Raw genomic sequence first — 15,287 nt, 5'->3', positions numbered from 1 at the left:
GATGGCGCACGGCGCCGCTCCGGCCGGAACGCCCGCCGGCGCTGCGCCATCCGCTCGCGACGCCGAAGCAGGGGCGACGACGGTCGAGACGCTGACGATGGCGAGCGCCCTCAACCTCGCCCTCGCCGACGCTCTCGCGAGCGATGACCGCGTCGTCGTCTTCGGCGAGGATGTGGGAGCGCTCGGCGGCGTCTTCCGCATCACCGATGGCCTGACCGCGCGATTCGGCGAAGACCGCTGCTTCGACACACCCCTTGCCGAGTCGGGCATCGTCGGCACTGCGGTCGGAATGGCGATGAACGGGCTCGCCCCGGTCGTCGAGATGCAATTCGACGCCTTCGCGCTGCCGGCGTTCGAGCAGGTGGTGAGTCACGTCGCGAAACTGGGCAATCGCACCCGCGGCGATCTCCGCATGCCGATGGTGATCCGCATCCCGTACGGCGGCGGGATCGGCGGCGTCGAGCATCACTGCGACTCCTCCGAGGCCTACTACGCTCACACGCCCGGGCTCACCGTGGTGTCCCCGTCGACGCCGCAGGACGCATATTCGCTCCTGCGCGCGGCGATCGCCTCCCCGGATCCCGTGGTCTTCATGGAGCCGAAGAAGCTCTACTGGTCGACCGGGCCGGTCGATACGTCGATCGCCGCCGATCTGCGCCGCGCCCGCGTCGTGCGGCCGGGCAGCGACGTGACGCTCATCAGCTACGGCCCGTCCGTTCCGATCGCTCTCGAGGCAGCCGAGGTCGCGGAAGCGGAGGGGCGCAGCGTCGAGGTGGTCGATGTGCGCACCCTGACACCGTTCGACGATCGCACCGTGATGGAGTCTGTGCGGCGCACCGGCCGCGCTGTGGTCATCGCCGAGGCTCCGGGCTTCGCCAGTGTCGCGTCGGAGATCCAAGCCCGCGTGTTCGAGCAGTGCTTCGAGTACCTGGAGGCGCCCGTGCGGCGCGTGACCGGATTCGACACCCCGTTCGCCTCACCGAAGTTCGAGCACTGGTACCTGCCCGACGCCGAGCGCGTACTCGACGCCATCGAAACCCTGCACTGGGAGGATCAGTGATGAGCACGCGCGTCTTCAACCTGCCAGACCTCGGCGAGGGCCTCACGGAAGCCGCGCTCGTGCGCTGGATGGTCTCCGTCGGCGACACCGTCAGCATCGACCAGCCCATCGCGGAGGTCGAGACGGCCAAGAGCATCGTCGAGCTGCCCTCGCCCTACGCCGGCGTGGTCGTGCAGCTGCACGGCGCCGAGGGCGATGCACTGCTGACCGGCTCCCCGGTGCTCGAGGTGCTCGATGAGCGGGCGCCCGAAGCCGCTGAGCCCGCGGGCGGCTCGCCCGAGTCACCCGGAGCGCCTCCGTCGCCGGACGAGGAGCGCGAGGCCTACCGTCACGAGGAACGGGCGGGATCCGGCAACGTGCTGATCGGTTACGGCACTGGCCGCGGGCCCGCGAAGGGCCGTCGCCGCCGGGCCAGGGGCGGCATCGGCGGGGCGCGCAGCGGCGCCACCTCGACTCCCGCCCTGGTGCACGAAGCCCCCGCCCCGGTGCGGATCAGCGACGCACCGCGCCGCACGGTCGCCGTGCGGTCTCCGATCGTGCGTCGTCTCGCCCGGGAGCTCGGGGTCGACCCGCACCGGGTGCGCGCGACGGGGAGCGATGGCGCGATCACTCGCGCCGACGTGCTGCGCGCTGCGGATGCGCCTCGCGCAGATGCTTCCGAGGGCACTCAGCAGGATCCCGTCACCGCAGGCGCGCACACGTCGCCGCTGCCGGTGGCCCGCGTCGAGCACTTCAGCCCGCTCCGGCGCGTCGTCAGCGAGACGCTCTCGCGCAGCAGGGCCGAGATTCCCGAAGCGACGGTGTGGGTCGATGTCGATCTCACCGAGCTCTGGGAGCTGCGCCCGCTCATGGCGGCGGACGGCGAGCGGCCGCCATCGCTCACGGCGATCCTCGCCCGCTACACGCTGCTCGCGCTGCAGCAGTACCCGATTCTCGCGAGCCGCCTGACGCCGACCGGTGACGCGATCGAGATCTACGAGGGCGTGAACCTGGGCATCGCCGTCGACACGAGCCGCGGGCTGATGGTTCCGGTGATGCGCGATGCGCACGCGATGTCGATCGCCGAGCTCGACCGCGAGCTGCGGTCGCTCAGTGCGACCGCGCGCGACGGGCGCACGCCCCCTGAGCAGCTCAGAGGCTCCACGTTCACGTTGAACAACTACGGCGGCCTCGGGGTCGACGGCTCCGCCGCGATCATCAACCACCCCGAGGTCGCGATGCTCGGGATCGGGCGCGTGCTCGAGCGTGCCTGGGTGGTTGACGGCCGCGTCCAGGCGCGGCGCATCGCCCAGCTCTCGCTCGTGTTCGACCACCGCGTCTGCGACGGCGGGTATGCGGCCGGGTTCCTGCGCGCGGTGACCGATATGCTCGAGCACCCGCTGCGCGCGTACTCCCGGGTGTGAGGCCGGGCCGGAGCCCACGAGCCACCAGGAATGCGGCAGAAGGTCCGTTCCCCGAGAGCTGGGGAACGGACCTTCTGCCGCATTGCGTCGAGGGGTGGGCGGTTAGACCGTCACGACCTCGTTCGAGCGCGTGTTCAGCGCGACGCCCTTCGGCTCCTTCACGAGCGACACGGCCACGAGTGAGACGATCGTCACGCCGAGGATGTACAGGCCGATCGTCCACGACGCTCCCGTGGCGCCGAACACGAGATCGGCGATGAGCGGAGCGAACGCACCGCCGAAGATCGCGCCGATCGCGTACCCGATGGAGACCCCGGAGTAGCGCACGTCGGCGGGGAACATCTCGGCGTAGAGCGCGGCCTGCGGGCCGTAGGAGAGTCCGAGCCCGACGGTCATCAGGAACAGGGCGAGGAAGTACATGAAGATGTTGCCGGTGTCGATGAGGAACCACATCGGCACGGCCCAGATACCCAGCAGCACGTACCCGATCTGGAAGGTGCGAACGCGCCCGATGCGGTCGGAGACGATGCCGCCGAACAGGGTGAACGCGAGCCACCCGAAGGAGGCCAGTGTGGTGGCGAGCAGCACCGGGGGCCGCTCGAGGCCGAGCCCGCCCTCGGCTTCCGGCCGCGTCGCATACGCCGAGAAGAAGGCGATGAGCAGGTAGCCGGCCGCGTTGTTCGCGATGAAGATGAGTGCGGCGAGCACCACCTCCTTCGCGTGCTTCGAGAAGAGCGTCTTCAGCGGTGCGGCAGATTCGCCCTTGCGCTCCTGCAGCTCCTTGAAGACCGGGGACTCCTCGACGGCGCGGCGGATGAAGTAGCCGACGAGGATCAGCACGATGGAGAAGAGGAACGGGAGGCGCCAGCCCCAGGTCAGGAATTGCTCCTCGGTCAGCGTCGTGGTGATGACCCACATGGTCGCGGTCGCGAGGATCATGCCGAGCGGCACGCCGATCTGCGGGTACGCACCGAAGAAGCCGCGCTTGTTCTCGGGCGCGTGCTCGACCGACATGAGGGCGGCCCCGCCCCACTCGCCGCCGGCCGAGAAGCCCTGCAGCACGCGGAGCAGCACGAGCAGCACCGGCGCCGCGACGCCGATCTGGGCGTAGGTCGGCAGCACGCCGATCAGGGCGGTGGCGAGCCCCATCAGAATGAGCGTGAGCACGAGCATGCGCTTGCGCCCGAGCCGGTCGCCGAGGTGCCCGGCGACGATGGCGCCGAGGGGGCGGAACAGGAAGGAGATGCCGAGGGACGCCCAGGCGACGATCTGGCCGACCGTCTCACCCGCGGGGGCGAAGTAGAGCGTCGCGAAGACGGCGCCCGCCGCCTGCGCGTAGATGAAGAAGTCGTACCACTCGATGGTGGTACCGACGACGGTGCCTGCGAGCACCTTGCGCCGTTCCGCCTGCTTGGCAGCAGCAGTCATGGTCATGTGAACTCCGTTGTTCGTATGGACGGCCAAGTTACCGACCGTTCGGCCAGTAATAGAGCGTACACGAATACGACCCATCGCATGCATGATGGGAGCATGTTCGAGAACTTCGCCGTCGAAGACATCGCGACGAATGAGGCGACCATCCACGTGCGGTACGGCGGCGACGGGCCGCCGGTCCTGCTCCTCCACGGGCATCCGCGCACTGGGGCCACCTGGCACAGCGTCGCCCCCAGGCTCGTCGACGCCGGGTATTCGGTGATCTGCCCGGATCTCAGGGGGTACGGCCGATCGCGGGGACCGGATCCGACCGAGGATCACAGCGCTCACTCGAAACGCGCGGTGGCCGGGGATCTGACGCAGCTCATGACGATCCTCGGTCACGATCGTTTTCACCTCGTCGGACACGACCGCGGCAGCTACGTCGCGCTCCGCCTCGCGCTCGACCACGGAGAACGAGTCGATCATCTGGCGCTGCTGGATTGCATTCCGATCAGTGAGCACCTCGCTCGCGCAGATGCTCGGTTCGCCGCGCTGTGGTGGCACTGGTTCTTCTACGCTCAGCCCGAGACTCCCGAGCGCGTCATCAACGCCGACCCCGAGAGCTGGTACGGCGCGGACCCGGAGCGCATGGGTGCTGAGAACCATGCGGAATGGTTGGCGGCGATCCGCACACCAGGTGTCGTGCGGGCGATGCTCGAGGACTATCGCGCCGGACTCACGATTGATCGCGCCCATGAGGAGGCCGACCGCGCCGCTCGCCGTCGGCTCTCGATGCCGGTACTGGTGCTGTGGTCGGAGCAAGACGACCTCGAACAGCTCTACGGCGACCCGCTCGCGATCTGGCGAGACTGGGCGGTCGATGTACGAGGGCACGGCATCGACTCGGGTCATCACGTGGCCGAGGAAGCGCCTGCGCCCCTGAGCCAAGCGCTCATCGACTTCTTCCCCACCCGCAACGCGGAAACACCCGATCGCTGAGGGCGGGTACGGATCAGGGGCGGCCGGGCTCTCGCCCGGGCCGCCCCTGTCAGATGCGTCTCTTACAGCGCGCGACGGCGCCGTGCGAGGAGCAGCAGCACCCCACCGGCCACGAGCCCGGCTGCGAGCAGAGCACCGGTGAGCAACTCACCGCCGGTCACCGCGAGCCCGGGGGCGACCCCGATCTCGTTCTCGAGATCGACGAGCGCCTGAGCACCCGCGTCTCCCGTGACGGTGAGCACGATCCGCTCGCCCGCTCCGTCGATCGACGCACCCGCCGACTCGGTCGACCAGTCCGCTACGACCCAGCTGACGGCTGCGGGCAGATCCGCCGCCGTTTCAGTGAATGTCACCTCTGTGCCGAGCGGCAACCCGTCGAGCACCGTCGGCTCGCCGGCGACGAGCTCGAGCTCGACGCGCTGGGGTTCACCCATCAGGTCGGTCCAGCTCGCGCTCACCGGGTACACGGTGTCCGCGGGCACCTGCGATGCACCGTCGCCCGTGAGCGACTTGGTCACCGAGAGGCTTCCGAGCTTCGGCGTCACCGTGTTGATCAGGTCGACGGCCAGCGTCTGCGCGGCCCCGATGGTGAGGGTGGCGGTGCCGTCGTCGTGCACGACGAGTCCATCCATCTCCCATTCGGGAGCGTTCCAGCTGAACGCATCTGTGTCATCGGAGGCAGCCTCGGAGAGCGTCACCTCCGTGCCGTGCGGAAGGCTCCCGTCGAACTGCACCGGAGTGCCGTCGGTCGGGATAGCGAGCTCTGCCGAGTGCGGCTCACCGGCCTCGAACCACGAAGCGGTGACCGCGACGGACTCGGGGACGCCCGCCGCTCCGAGCTCGACGCCGTCGACATGCTTCGCCACGGAGAAGGTGCCCGGTGCCCACGTCGCCTCGTTCACCACGGTGACCAGGGTCATCTCGCCCTGCTGATCCGAGACCACGATCTCAGCGCTGCCGTCACCGTTATCGGTCACCCGGTCGCCGGAGATGGCGATCGTGTCCCAGATGACGGTGTCGATGCCGGGGCGGTCGCCCTCGGTGATCGTGACGACGGTGCCAGCGGGAAGGTCGACTCCCAGTGGAGTCGGTTCGACCGCGTTGATCGTGAGCTCCTTCGACTGTTCACCGTCTGCGTCGGTCCACGTAGCGGTGACCGGGAACTGCGTTTCGGGATCGACCTCTCCCGCTGCCGCGCCTCCGAGCCCCTTGAGCACGCTGATGCCGGCGACTGACGTCGCAGCGTGGTTCTCCAAGAACACCTGCGCACTCGCGTCGCGCCCGATCGTCACGGTCGCCGACTCTTCGGTCACGACGACGCCGTCACCGGACCAGACGGGTGCCCCCCACGCAATGCCAGAAGCATCTTCGAGCGGAGCCTCCATCAACTCGACCTGCGTGCCGACCAGCAACTGCTCGCCGAATTCGAGGGGCGTGCCATCGGTCGGCACCGTGAGGGTCTTCGAGCCGGGTACGCCCTCCTGCTCCCAGACCGCGGTGACTGTCACCGCATCGGGCACGGCCGGATTATCAGCCTCGGCGCCGGTCACGTTCTTCACGATCGAAAACGTTCCCACGGTCCGCTCGACGCTGTTCATCAGGGTGACGACCGCTGGGGCCGTTGCGTGGTCGCCGGTGATCGTGATGCTCTCCGGGGAGAAGACCGGGTCGCCCCAGGTGAACCGGTCATCGTCGACCGGGCGCGCTTCGCTCAACGCGACCGTCGCCCCGATCGGCAGATCATCGATGAGCACGGGTGCTCCGGCCCGCACGGTGACCGTGCGATCCGCCTGCTTCGGGAACCCTTCGCCCAGCGCGGTCGTATCGATCGCCGCGGTCACTTCGTAGGCGCGATCCGTGTCGACCTGGCTCGCCGCCCCGCCTGCGACCTGCTTCACCAGCGACACACCACCGAGCTGCGCCTCATTGATGAGGTCGACGGTGATGTTGCGGCCCGGTGTGAGTGCCGCGACTGCGGTCTTGCCGCCGTCGCCCACCGTGACGCCGTCGCCCTCGGCGAATACGGGATCACCGAACACGACGCCGGGGATCGCCGGGAAGGTCGGTTCTGACAGCGCCACCGTCCAGCCGAGGCCGCGCGAGTTCGGGCCGCTGATCCGATCGCCGTTCAACGGCACCTGGAGGTCGTACTCGAGCTGCATCTGGCCCTGCGGATCGATCTCCTGCACGTGCACGGTGAACATCGTGCCCTCGGGAACGAATGCTGCTCCCGCAGTGTCGGCGAGGGTCTTGCTGATCCCCACCGAACCGCGTGAGACGCCCTGACCCGTGCCGCTGCCGCGGTTGCTCTGCGTCACCGACTTCTCATACGTCTTCCCAGCGACCTCGGCGGAGTTGCCGTACGAGGTGCCCGGCGCGTCCATGCCACCGCTCGAGGTGCACGACGTGTAGCTGATCACGTACTGGTACTCGGCGCTGAACCCGGTCGCCTGGCCCCCACCGGGCTGCGCCAGCGTCGGGCGCGGGATCGCGAGCGTGATCACCCCATCCTCGTGCGACGCGGTCACGGAGTCGGTGAGATCGACAGTCGCGAGCCCCCCGTTTCCGACCTGGTCGCGAGCTTCGACCTTCAGGCCGAGCTGCGAAGCCAATCCGCTCGTGGGATCACCGGCGACGCACACTTCGTGCGCACCTGAGAGGGTGTCCGTGACGACGAGGTCGCTGTCCACCGCCGAGAGCCGCTCGCCCGGGACGGTGATGTTCCAGTTCATGGTCGTCTGCGGGAGGTGCTCGACGCCGTCGAGCGTGACCGACCTGCCGTTGATGGCGCCGTTCTTGCCCTCGGATCGTCCGGGGACCTTGGTCTCGGTGCCGGCGACCTGACCGTCGACCTCTACCTGGTTGGTGTACGCGGTGCCGCCTGCTGGCAGCCCGTCCTGACTCACGCACGTCGAGTAGGTGATGACGTACCGGTAGTCCGAGGCCTTGAAGGAGAATGCCGGATCGGAGATGTCGAAATCGATCGCGAATGCCTGCGCCGAGGAAGACGTCACAGTCGGGGCGAGCATTCCGGTGACGTCGCGCTGGAGCTGATTGCTCGGGCCGTAGCGCTCGGTGATCCTGATCCCGCTGATCGTGTCGCTGCACACCTCGTGCCCGGCTCCGAGTTGTTCGCTGAACACGAAGCCGTCCTTGCCCAGCAGCTGGTCGCCCGGCACGCTCACCGTCCAAGCGATCTTTCCGTTGCGCTCTCCACCGCCGAGCACCGTGCCCGACTTGGTGAGCGACCCCTGCCACGGTCGCGGATGCAGCCCGATGATGCCAGAGGACTCGCCCCACACATCGATGCTGGCCTCGTTCGTGTACTCGGTGCTCTCGGGGTCGATCTGCCCGTCGGGCGTGCAGGTGTCGTAGGTGATGCGGTACGTCACGTCGGGATCGAAGCCGCCTTCGGGAGCAGTGAGCTTGATCGTGAAGTGCTGCGCATCCGCGCCCGGCACGATCTCGGCGACGCTCGTCACGTCGGCGACGGCGCTGCCTCGCACCGTCTCCACCTTCATGTTCGACGGCGTGCACAGCGCGTGCCCCGCTCCGAGCGTGTCGGCGACGTTGATGACGTCGTGGGCCTGCATGCGCGAGCCCGGGAGGTCGATCGTCCATTTCATGGACCAGTTGTTGGCGTTCATCTCGCCCGTCTTGCTCCAGGTGTCCGGAATCTCGATGCCGTCATCGATTCCGCCGCCACCGGGCAGCTCGACGGGGACGTCCTGCCCGTTGAGGTCGAAGACGAGGGCTTGCTCGTCCGTCGCCTCCACTGCCGTGACGTCGAACGCGAACTCGCCGCTGACGAGCTCGGGATACAGCGCGACTTCCTCGGTGAGCGTGCACGTGACGATCCCCGTCGACGCGTCCGCGAGACACGTCGCCCAATCGACGACCTCTCCCGTTTCCGTCGGCCCGCTCAGCGAGAACGGCACGTTGGCCGGGATCCGCAGTTCTTTGGGAAGGCCGATCGTGAAGACGTCTCCCGGCTGCGGGTCCGCCGCGGCCGCATCCCAGCTGCCCGTGACCGACACCGTGTCGCCGACGACCAACTGCCCGTCGGGCCCGCTTCCCGCGCCGATCACCACTTTCGTGACGGCGATCTCGGGGTTCGGAGCGGCGTTCGCCGCCGCGGGAATCGTCAGCAGACCGCTGACGGCGAGCAGCGCCGCGGTCAGCGCTGAGATGATCCTTCCGATTCGGAAGGGGCGGACCTGATGTCCGTGTGTGCTGTGGGAACGCATGTGCGCGCTTACTCTCCTCGTGCTCGTGGCATGGATGGACCGCGTCGACGCGGCGATTCCGGGGCGCCCGTGGAATGTCTCGGGCGCCTCGGAGCAGGCAACGGTCGGCTCCCGGAGTACGTCGGGGAACGGTCCACAGGAGCCGACTCACCGATAACACGGCGCACGCCCCGTTTCGTGACGCACGTTTCACGAAATGCTCGAGAAAACTCTCCGGAGCCCGCTCAGGTCGCGTACCGGAGATCCCGCGATGGCGTGGCGCGGATTCCGGGGAAGACGTGCATTCCGAGAGAAAAGGACTCATAATGCATCGGGGTGCTCTCCGGCATCGCAACATCGGGAGCGCGAAGGAGGATGAGATCGTGGCCGACCAGCAGTACGACTCCGACGAAGACCTCCTCTCCGCGTACCGGGCAGGAGATTCCGCGGCGCTCGCCGTGCTGTGGGAGCGGCACGTTCGGCCGGCGATCGTTGCGGCCAGAAGCATCGCGCCATCGCTGGACGCGGAAGACGTGGTGTCAGACGCCTACCTGAAGATCATCGAGAGCATCGAGAAGGGCAGGGGGCCGCACGGCGCCTTTCGGCCGTACCTGTACCGGGTCGTGCAGTCGGTCGCCGCAGACAAGCTCCGCAGCCCGGAGACGCACGTTGCAGAACTGCACGAATCCCACGAGATCCCCGAAGCAGATCCGTGGGAGGACCATGCGTTCGACCGCAACGCCGCGGCGCAGGCCTTCAACTCGCTCAGCGAGCGCTGGCAATCGGTGCTCTGGTACACCGAAGTCGAGGGTCTGCCCCCTCGAGAGGCGGCGCAGCTGCTCGGGATCAAGCCCAACGCCGTGTCAGCCCTCGCCTCACGTGCCCGCGAGGCTCTGGCATCCGCATGGGTCGAAGCGCACGTGCAGCGCGAACTCGCCTCCGCCGAGTGCGAATCCACGCTGCAGGATCTGCAGCGGTATCAACGCGGAAAGTTGACGAGTGCGCGCTCGCGCGCGGTGCAGGCGCACCTGCAGACCTGCCGCTCGTGCGCCGCAGCCGCCGATGAGGTCGCGCTCCTGAACCGCAAGCTCGCCCTCATCCTGGCGACCATCTTCGTCGGCGGCGGTTCGGCCACCGCCCTGCTGGGCGGTTTCACCGGGAGCACGCCGGCGGCCGCGAGTACCGGCGGCACGATCCGGAAGCATCTCTCGAGCGCACCCGCGAGAACCGCGGTGATCGCCGGCGCCACCATCGTCGGCATCGCCGCCGTGGTGACCGCGGCACTGGCCTTGAGCGCGTCGACGGCACCCGTTGCCGCCACCGGCTCCGGGATCTCGGCAGCAGCGCCCGGGTCGTCGAGTGACGCCGCAGATGCGCCGCTCGGCGGCGGAGCGGAGTCCGACTCCGACTCGGATTCCGACTCCGACTCCGACTCCGGGGATGGGGGCTCTGAGTCATCCGATCAGCGCGAGCACACCGGAGCGGACGATGATCGCCGAGCGTTCGTCGAGATTCTGGGCGTCGAACCCGCACCGGTCCCGGGGCCCTCCGAGGGTCCCGACCCTGCCGGCGATGAGTCGGGCGATTCGCGAGGGACAGGTGATGCCTCGGCCGATGGATCAGGCAGCGTGGAGGGCGACTCAACGGGAACCGCGTCGAGCGACGGATCCGGTGCATCCGGTTCCGCCGGGGGCGCGTATGCGGGAGCCACCGGAGCGCACACAGCCGCATCGACCGCGGACGCCGATGCGAGCGGCGGTGCGGACGCAGACGCGGGCGGCGATTCCGGCGGCGAGCCGGTCGATGATGCCGATCCCACGCTGCTCGTCGGCTTCGCCTGTTACGCCGAGAACCCGGACCAGGGTTTCGTGCTGACCGGAACGTCGTCGACGGCGGGCGCGCTGCAGGCGCGGATCACGCAGCTGCCGTCGACTGCTCCCGTGCTCCTCATTGCGTATCCCAGCGTGCAGGACCCTTCCGGCGTCGTCTTCGAGAACGTATTCACGGGCACCGATCCCGACCCGAATCCGTGGTGGTGGACACCCTCCCTCACTCCGCTCTCGCAGTGGGACGGGCTGCACGATGCTCCGATCACTGACGTCATGATCGAGATGCGACTGCTCTCGCTCGACGGCAGGCACTCACCGTGGACGACGGTGACGCCCGACACCACCTGCTAGCTGCGCTTCGCGGGTGCGATGAGCGGGATCGCCGCAGCGACGAGGATCAGGCCGAGGCCGACGAGGTCGGGCGCCGTGGGGATCTCCCCGAGGAGCACCGCGGAGGCGAGGACTCCGAAGAGCGGCACGAGGAGGCTTCCAAGGCCCGCAGCACCCGCCGAGATCCGTTGGAGGAGCCCGAACCAGATCAGGTACGCGATCACGGTGCCGAGCAGGGCGTTGTAGGCGAGCCCTGCGGCTGCGCTGCCGGTCAATAGGAAGGGAGCGGTCCTCGGGTCGAGGACGAGCCCGACGAGTGAGACCGCAGCAGCCGCGACGAGCTGCCATGCGGTCGTCGCGATCGGAGGGGCGTCCACATCGATGCGCTTCAGGTACACGGTGCCGATGGCCCAGCTCACCGCGGCGGCCAGCGCGTAGAGCGCGCCGAGCCAGTCGCCGGTGCCGAGCAGCGGCCACGCGAGGATCACCAGCCCTGCAGCACCGAGGGCGAGGCTGGCCGACCGTCTCGCGGTGATCGGTTCGCGGAGCACGAAGCGTGCGAGCAGCACGACCCAGATCGGCATGGTGTAGACGCAGATCGTGGCGCGCCCTGCGGTGGTGTTGAGCAGCGCGAGCGCCGAGAACACGCCGAACCCTCCGATCCCGAACGCGCCTGCGATCAGCAGGCGGACCAGGTCACTAGGATCGCCGATGCGCAGTCTGGTGCGGGTGCAGAGGGCGATCGCGACCAAGACGACGGCGGCGCCGCCGAAGGTGATGACGCGCAGCTCCCACAGCGTGAAGGATGCGAGGGCGGCTTTCGCCGCAACGAAGTTGACGCCCCAGAGCAGTGCGACCAAGACGAGCGCTCCGCGGTCGGCCGCCTTCACGAATCGCCGTCGGGTGCGGTGCGCGTCATGGTGGCCTTCTCAAGTGAACGTGGCTGATCGGATCAGCCGATGCTCCCCGTCATCGGCCTCTGCTCACCGTAGAGACATTTCCGGCTCGGGCAGAAGGCCGGAAAGGCGCGATTCGCAGCGACCGGTATCGGAACGCGGTATCGGGGCGTGTTTGCGCGCGGTGACGCGGCCCCCTATTCTGGTATTCATTACCGAACGGTCAGTCACTAATTCGACTGACTCGGGCAGACACGGAGGTCACCGCCCATGCCAGAGGCATTTCTCGTAGGCGGCGTGCGCACGCCGGTCGGCCGGCACGGGGGCGCTCTCGCCGCGATGCGCCCCGACGATCTCGCCGCGATCGTGGTGCGCGCGGCGGCCGAACGAGCCGCGATTCCCGGCTCTGAGATCGATGAGGTGATCCTCGGGGCTGCGAACCAGGCCGGGGAGGACAACCGCAATGTCGCACGCATGGCCGTCCTGCTCGCTGGTCTCCCCGACAGCGTGCCCGGCTACACGGTGAATCGACTCTGCGCGTCGGGCATGACCGCGGTGGCGAACGCATCGCAGGCGATTCGCGCAGGCGACGCCGACCTGATCGTCGCCGGCGGCGTCGAATCGATGACCCGTGCGCCCTGGGTGCAGCAGAAGCCCGATCGGGCATGGGCGAAACCCGGCGCCCAATTCGACACGTCCATCGGCTGGCGCTTCACGAACCCCGAGCTGCAGCGCCGCGACAAGGCGACGTACTCGATGCCCGAGACCGCTGAGGAGGTTGCCCGGGTCGACGGCGTGAGCCGGGAGGACGCCGACGCGTTCGCCGCCGAAAGCCATCGCCGCGCCCTGGCAGCCATCGCAGGCGGCCGCTTCATCGAGGAGATCGTGCCGGTCGCGGTCGCAGGACGACGCGGGGAGGCCCGGATCGTCGACACGGATGAAGGACCGCGGCCGGGCACATCGATCGAGGTGCTCGCCGACCTGCGCCCGGTCGTCGACGGCGGCACCGTCGTGACGGCGGGCAACGCCTCCTCGTTGAACGACGGCGCCTCGGCGGTCGTCGTGGCGAGCGCCGAGGCTGTCGAGCGCCACGGTCTGAGGCCGCGGGCCCGCATCGTGACCAGCGTCTCCGTCGCCCTCGCCCCCGAGATCATGGGACTCGGGCCGGTTCCCGCGACGGAGAAGGCACTCGCCCGCGCTGGGCTCACGATCGACGACATCGGCTCGATCGAACTCAACGAAGCCTTCGCCTCGCAGTCGCTCGCCTGCATGCGACGGCTCGGTCTCGATCCCGCCCGCGTCAACGCCGACGGCGGCGCCATCGCGCTGGGGCACCCCCTCGGGTCTTCGGGGTCGCGCCTCCTCGTGACGCTCCTCGCCAGGATGGAGCGCGAGGGCTCGCGCTACGGCCTCGCGACGATGTGCGTCGGCGTCGGCCAGGGAACGGCGACGATCATCGAGCGGGTGGCCTCATGACCGGCGCGGCCCTGCGCGTCGAGGATCGCGGAGACTTCGTGCTGGCGACACTCGATCGGCCCGAGAAGCGGAACGCGATCGACCTGGCCGTGATCGACGCACTGCACGAGCTGTGCGCCTCGCTCGAAGCGCACCCTCGAACGCTGGTGCTGCGGGGCGCCGGCGGCGCCTTCGCGGCCGGCGCGGACATCGCGCAGCTGCGGGAGCGGACTGCCGCTGACGCCCGCGCAGGCATCAACACCCGCGCGTTCATGCGCGTGCACGCCCTCCCCATGCCGGTGATCGCGGTGCTCGAGGGGCACACGCTGGGCGGCGGCGCGGAGTTGGCGTACAGCGCCGACATCCGCATCGGCGCGCAGTCCCTCACGATCGGCAACCCGGAGCCCGGCCTCGGCATCATCGCGGCGGCAGGAGCGAGCTGGCGGCTGCGGGAGATCGCCGGCGAGGGCATCGCCGCGGAGATGGTGCTCACCGGCCGCCTCCTGTCAGGCGACGAAGCGTTCGCCGCCGGAATCGTCACCCATCTGCACGCCGACGGCGACGCGGCGTTCGCGACGGCGGTCTCCATTGCGAAGCGCGTGGCAGCACTCGACCCGGCTGCGGTGCAGGCGTCGAAGCGCGTGCTCGGCGCGCCCCGCTCCGCCCACCCGCAGGTCGATCTCACCGAACAGGCGATCCTCTTCGACAGCCCGGAGAAGCATCGGCGCATGACCGCCTTCCTCGAGCGAAAGCAGCAGCGATGAACGCAGCGAACGAGAATCCGCGCATCGATACCGTTCCATCGCGCGTCGGCGTGCTCGGGGGCGGCCGCATGGGCGGCGGCATCGCGCACGCCTTCCTGCTCGCGGGAGCCTACGTGGTGGTGGTCGAGCAGCACGTCGCGGCAGCCGACTCGGCGCGCGAGCGCATCGAGCGGAGCATCGACGCATCGATCGCGCGCGGGCACGAGGGCGACGCTGCGCTGCTCAAGCAGGCGCTCACGGTCGCGACCGACATCACCGCGTTCGGCGCCTGCTCGCTCGTGATCGAAGCGGTGCCGGAATCGCTCGAGCTCAAGACCGAGGCGCTCGCAGAGATCGAGCGGCAGCTCCCGCACGATGCCGTGATCGCGTCGAACACCTCGTCGATCCCGCTCACCCGACTGGCCGAGGCCCTCGACCGCCCGGACAGGTTCGTCGGCCTCCACTTCTTCAATCCGGTGCCGGCCTCATCGCTCATCGAGGTCGTGGTGAGCGCCGGTACCGCGCCCGAGCTGCCCGCGATCGCGGCCGGCTGGGCGCGCGCCTTGGGCAAAACACCGATCACCGTGCACGACGCGCCCGGATTCGCCTCCAGCCGCCTCGGTGTGGCGCTCGCGCTCGAGGCGATCCGCATGGTCGAGCAGGGCGTCGCCTCGGCCGCCGATATCGACCTGGCGATGGAGCTCGGCTACCGGCACCCCGTCGGTCCGCTGCGCACCACCGACATCGTGGGGCTCGACGTGCGACTCGGCATCGCCGAGCAGCTCGAACGCGATCTCGGCCCGACGTTCGCCCCGCCGCAACTGCTGCGCGACCTGGTGGCGGACGGGCGCCTCGGACGCAAGAGCGGCCGCGGCTTCTACACCTGGCCAGCATGACCAGCACCAGCACCAGCACCAGCACGACAGGAGA

Annotated in this window: 10 protein-coding genes; 7 read left to right on the top strand and 3 right to left on the bottom strand. The window is 69.1% G+C overall.

The features are described from left to right. Position 1: 1 nt before the first annotated feature. Both WFH23_RS09455 and WFH23_RS09450 read left to right on the top strand, forming a co-directional pair. Positions 2-1,060: an alpha-ketoacid dehydrogenase subunit beta gene (locus WFH23_RS09455; RefSeq protein ID WP_430413605.1), complete on the top strand. Its 1,059-nt coding sequence runs from the start codon at positions 2-4 to the stop codon at positions 1,058-1,060. Next, the gene (locus WFH23_RS09450) at positions 1,060-2,463 is read left to right on the top strand and encodes a dihydrolipoamide acetyltransferase family protein (RefSeq protein ID WP_336662339.1); all 1,404 of its coding nucleotides are present in this window, start codon (positions 1,060-1,062) and stop codon (positions 2,461-2,463) included. The genes WFH23_RS09455 and WFH23_RS09450 overlap by 1 nt, the downstream gene beginning before the upstream one ends. Positions 2,464-2,565: 102 nt before the next feature. On the opposite strand, the gene WFH23_RS09445 is transcribed toward WFH23_RS09450, so the two are convergent. Then, positions 2,566-3,897, bottom strand: coding sequence for an MFS transporter (locus WFH23_RS09445; protein ID WP_090145966.1), 1,332 nt, complete (start codon positions 3,895-3,897; stop codon positions 2,566-2,568). Between the two features lie 96 nt (positions 3,898-3,993). Between WFH23_RS09445 and WFH23_RS09440 the strand changes: the two genes are divergently transcribed. Beyond that, complete coding sequence (locus WFH23_RS09440) at positions 3,994-4,878, top strand: alpha/beta fold hydrolase (RefSeq protein ID WP_336662338.1); 885 nt, start codon at positions 3,994-3,996, stop codon at positions 4,876-4,878. Positions 4,879-4,940: 62 nt separating this feature from the next. On the opposite strand, the gene WFH23_RS09435 is transcribed toward WFH23_RS09440, so the two are convergent. Next, positions 4,941-9,125 carry a DUF5979 domain-containing protein gene (locus WFH23_RS09435; RefSeq protein WP_336662336.1) on the bottom strand — a complete coding sequence of 1,395 codons (4,185 nt, stop codon included), beginning with the start codon at positions 9,123-9,125 and terminating at the stop codon, positions 4,941-4,943. A 305-nt stretch (positions 9,126-9,430) separates the two neighbouring features. Here WFH23_RS09435 and WFH23_RS09430 point away from each other — a divergent pair, with 305 nt between their 5' ends. Beyond that, positions 9,431-11,284, top strand: coding sequence for a sigma-70 family RNA polymerase sigma factor (locus tag WFH23_RS09430; RefSeq protein WP_336662335.1), 1,854 nt, complete (start codon positions 9,431-9,433; stop codon positions 11,282-11,284). On the opposite strand, the gene WFH23_RS09425 is transcribed toward WFH23_RS09430, so the two are convergent. After that, complete coding sequence (locus WFH23_RS09425; protein WP_336662334.1) at positions 11,281-12,153, bottom strand: DMT family transporter; 873 nt, start codon at positions 12,151-12,153, stop codon at positions 11,281-11,283. The two genes, WFH23_RS09430 and WFH23_RS09425, sit on opposite strands and share 4 nt — an antisense overlap. Before the next feature lie 276 nt (positions 12,154-12,429). Here WFH23_RS09425 and WFH23_RS09420 point away from each other — a divergent pair, with 276 nt between their 5' ends. The 3 genes from WFH23_RS09420 to WFH23_RS09410 are packed head-to-tail and all read left to right on the top strand — an operon-like array spanning position 12,430 to position 15,253. After that, positions 12,430-13,635 (top strand): thiolase family protein, encoded by a 1,206-nt coding sequence (locus WFH23_RS09420; protein WP_336662333.1) that lies wholly within the window; start codon positions 12,430-12,432, stop codon positions 13,633-13,635. Then, complete coding sequence (locus WFH23_RS09415; RefSeq protein ID WP_336662332.1) at positions 13,632-14,378, top strand: enoyl-CoA hydratase/isomerase family protein; 747 nt, start codon at positions 13,632-13,634, stop codon at positions 14,376-14,378. The genes WFH23_RS09420 and WFH23_RS09415 overlap by 4 nt, the downstream gene beginning before the upstream one ends. Further along, positions 14,375-15,253 (top strand): 3-hydroxyacyl-CoA dehydrogenase family protein, encoded by an 879-nt coding sequence (locus WFH23_RS09410; protein ID WP_336662331.1) that lies wholly within the window; start codon positions 14,375-14,377, stop codon positions 15,251-15,253. Before WFH23_RS09415 ends, WFH23_RS09410 begins: the two co-directional genes overlap by 4 nt. The last annotated feature ends 34 nt before the right edge of the window (positions 15,254-15,287 follow it).

Origin of the sequence: Leucobacter sp. USHLN154 (genome assembly GCF_037145595.1) — a bacterium.
Taxonomy (GTDB): Bacteria; Actinomycetota; Actinomycetes; order Actinomycetales; family Microbacteriaceae; genus Leucobacter; species Leucobacter alluvii.
The sequence above is the reverse complement of the archived record's forward strand: the minus strand, read 5'-3'. Positions and strand labels throughout refer to the sequence as shown.

What these genes read in the sequence shown, in the direction of transcription:
- WFH23_RS09455 (WP_430413605.1), top strand. Translation starts at nt 2, where the DNA reads ATGGCGCACGGCGCCGCTCCGGCCGGAACGCCCGCCGGCGCTGCGCCA.
- WFH23_RS09450 (WP_336662339.1), top strand. Translation starts at nt 1,060, where the DNA reads ATGAGCACGCGCGTCTTCAACCTGCCAGACCTCGGCGAGGGCCTCACG.
- WFH23_RS09445 (WP_090145966.1), bottom strand. Translation starts at nt 3,897, where the DNA reads ATGACCATGACTGCTGCTGCCAAGCAGGCGGAACGGCGCAAGGTGCTC.
- WFH23_RS09440 (WP_336662338.1), top strand. Translation starts at nt 3,994, where the DNA reads ATGTTCGAGAACTTCGCCGTCGAAGACATCGCGACGAATGAGGCGACC.
- WFH23_RS09435 (WP_336662336.1), bottom strand. Translation starts at nt 9,125, where the DNA reads ATGCGTTCCCACAGCACACACGGACATCAGGTCCGCCCCTTCCGAATC.
- WFH23_RS09430 (WP_336662335.1), top strand. Translation starts at nt 9,431, where the DNA reads ATGCATCGGGGTGCTCTCCGGCATCGCAACATCGGGAGCGCGAAGGAG.
- WFH23_RS09420 (WP_336662333.1), top strand. Translation starts at nt 12,430, where the DNA reads ATGCCAGAGGCATTTCTCGTAGGCGGCGTGCGCACGCCGGTCGGCCGG.
- WFH23_RS09415 (WP_336662332.1), top strand. Translation starts at nt 13,632, where the DNA reads ATGACCGGCGCGGCCCTGCGCGTCGAGGATCGCGGAGACTTCGTGCTG.
- WFH23_RS09410 (WP_336662331.1), top strand. Translation starts at nt 14,375, where the DNA reads ATGAACGCAGCGAACGAGAATCCGCGCATCGATACCGTTCCATCGCGC.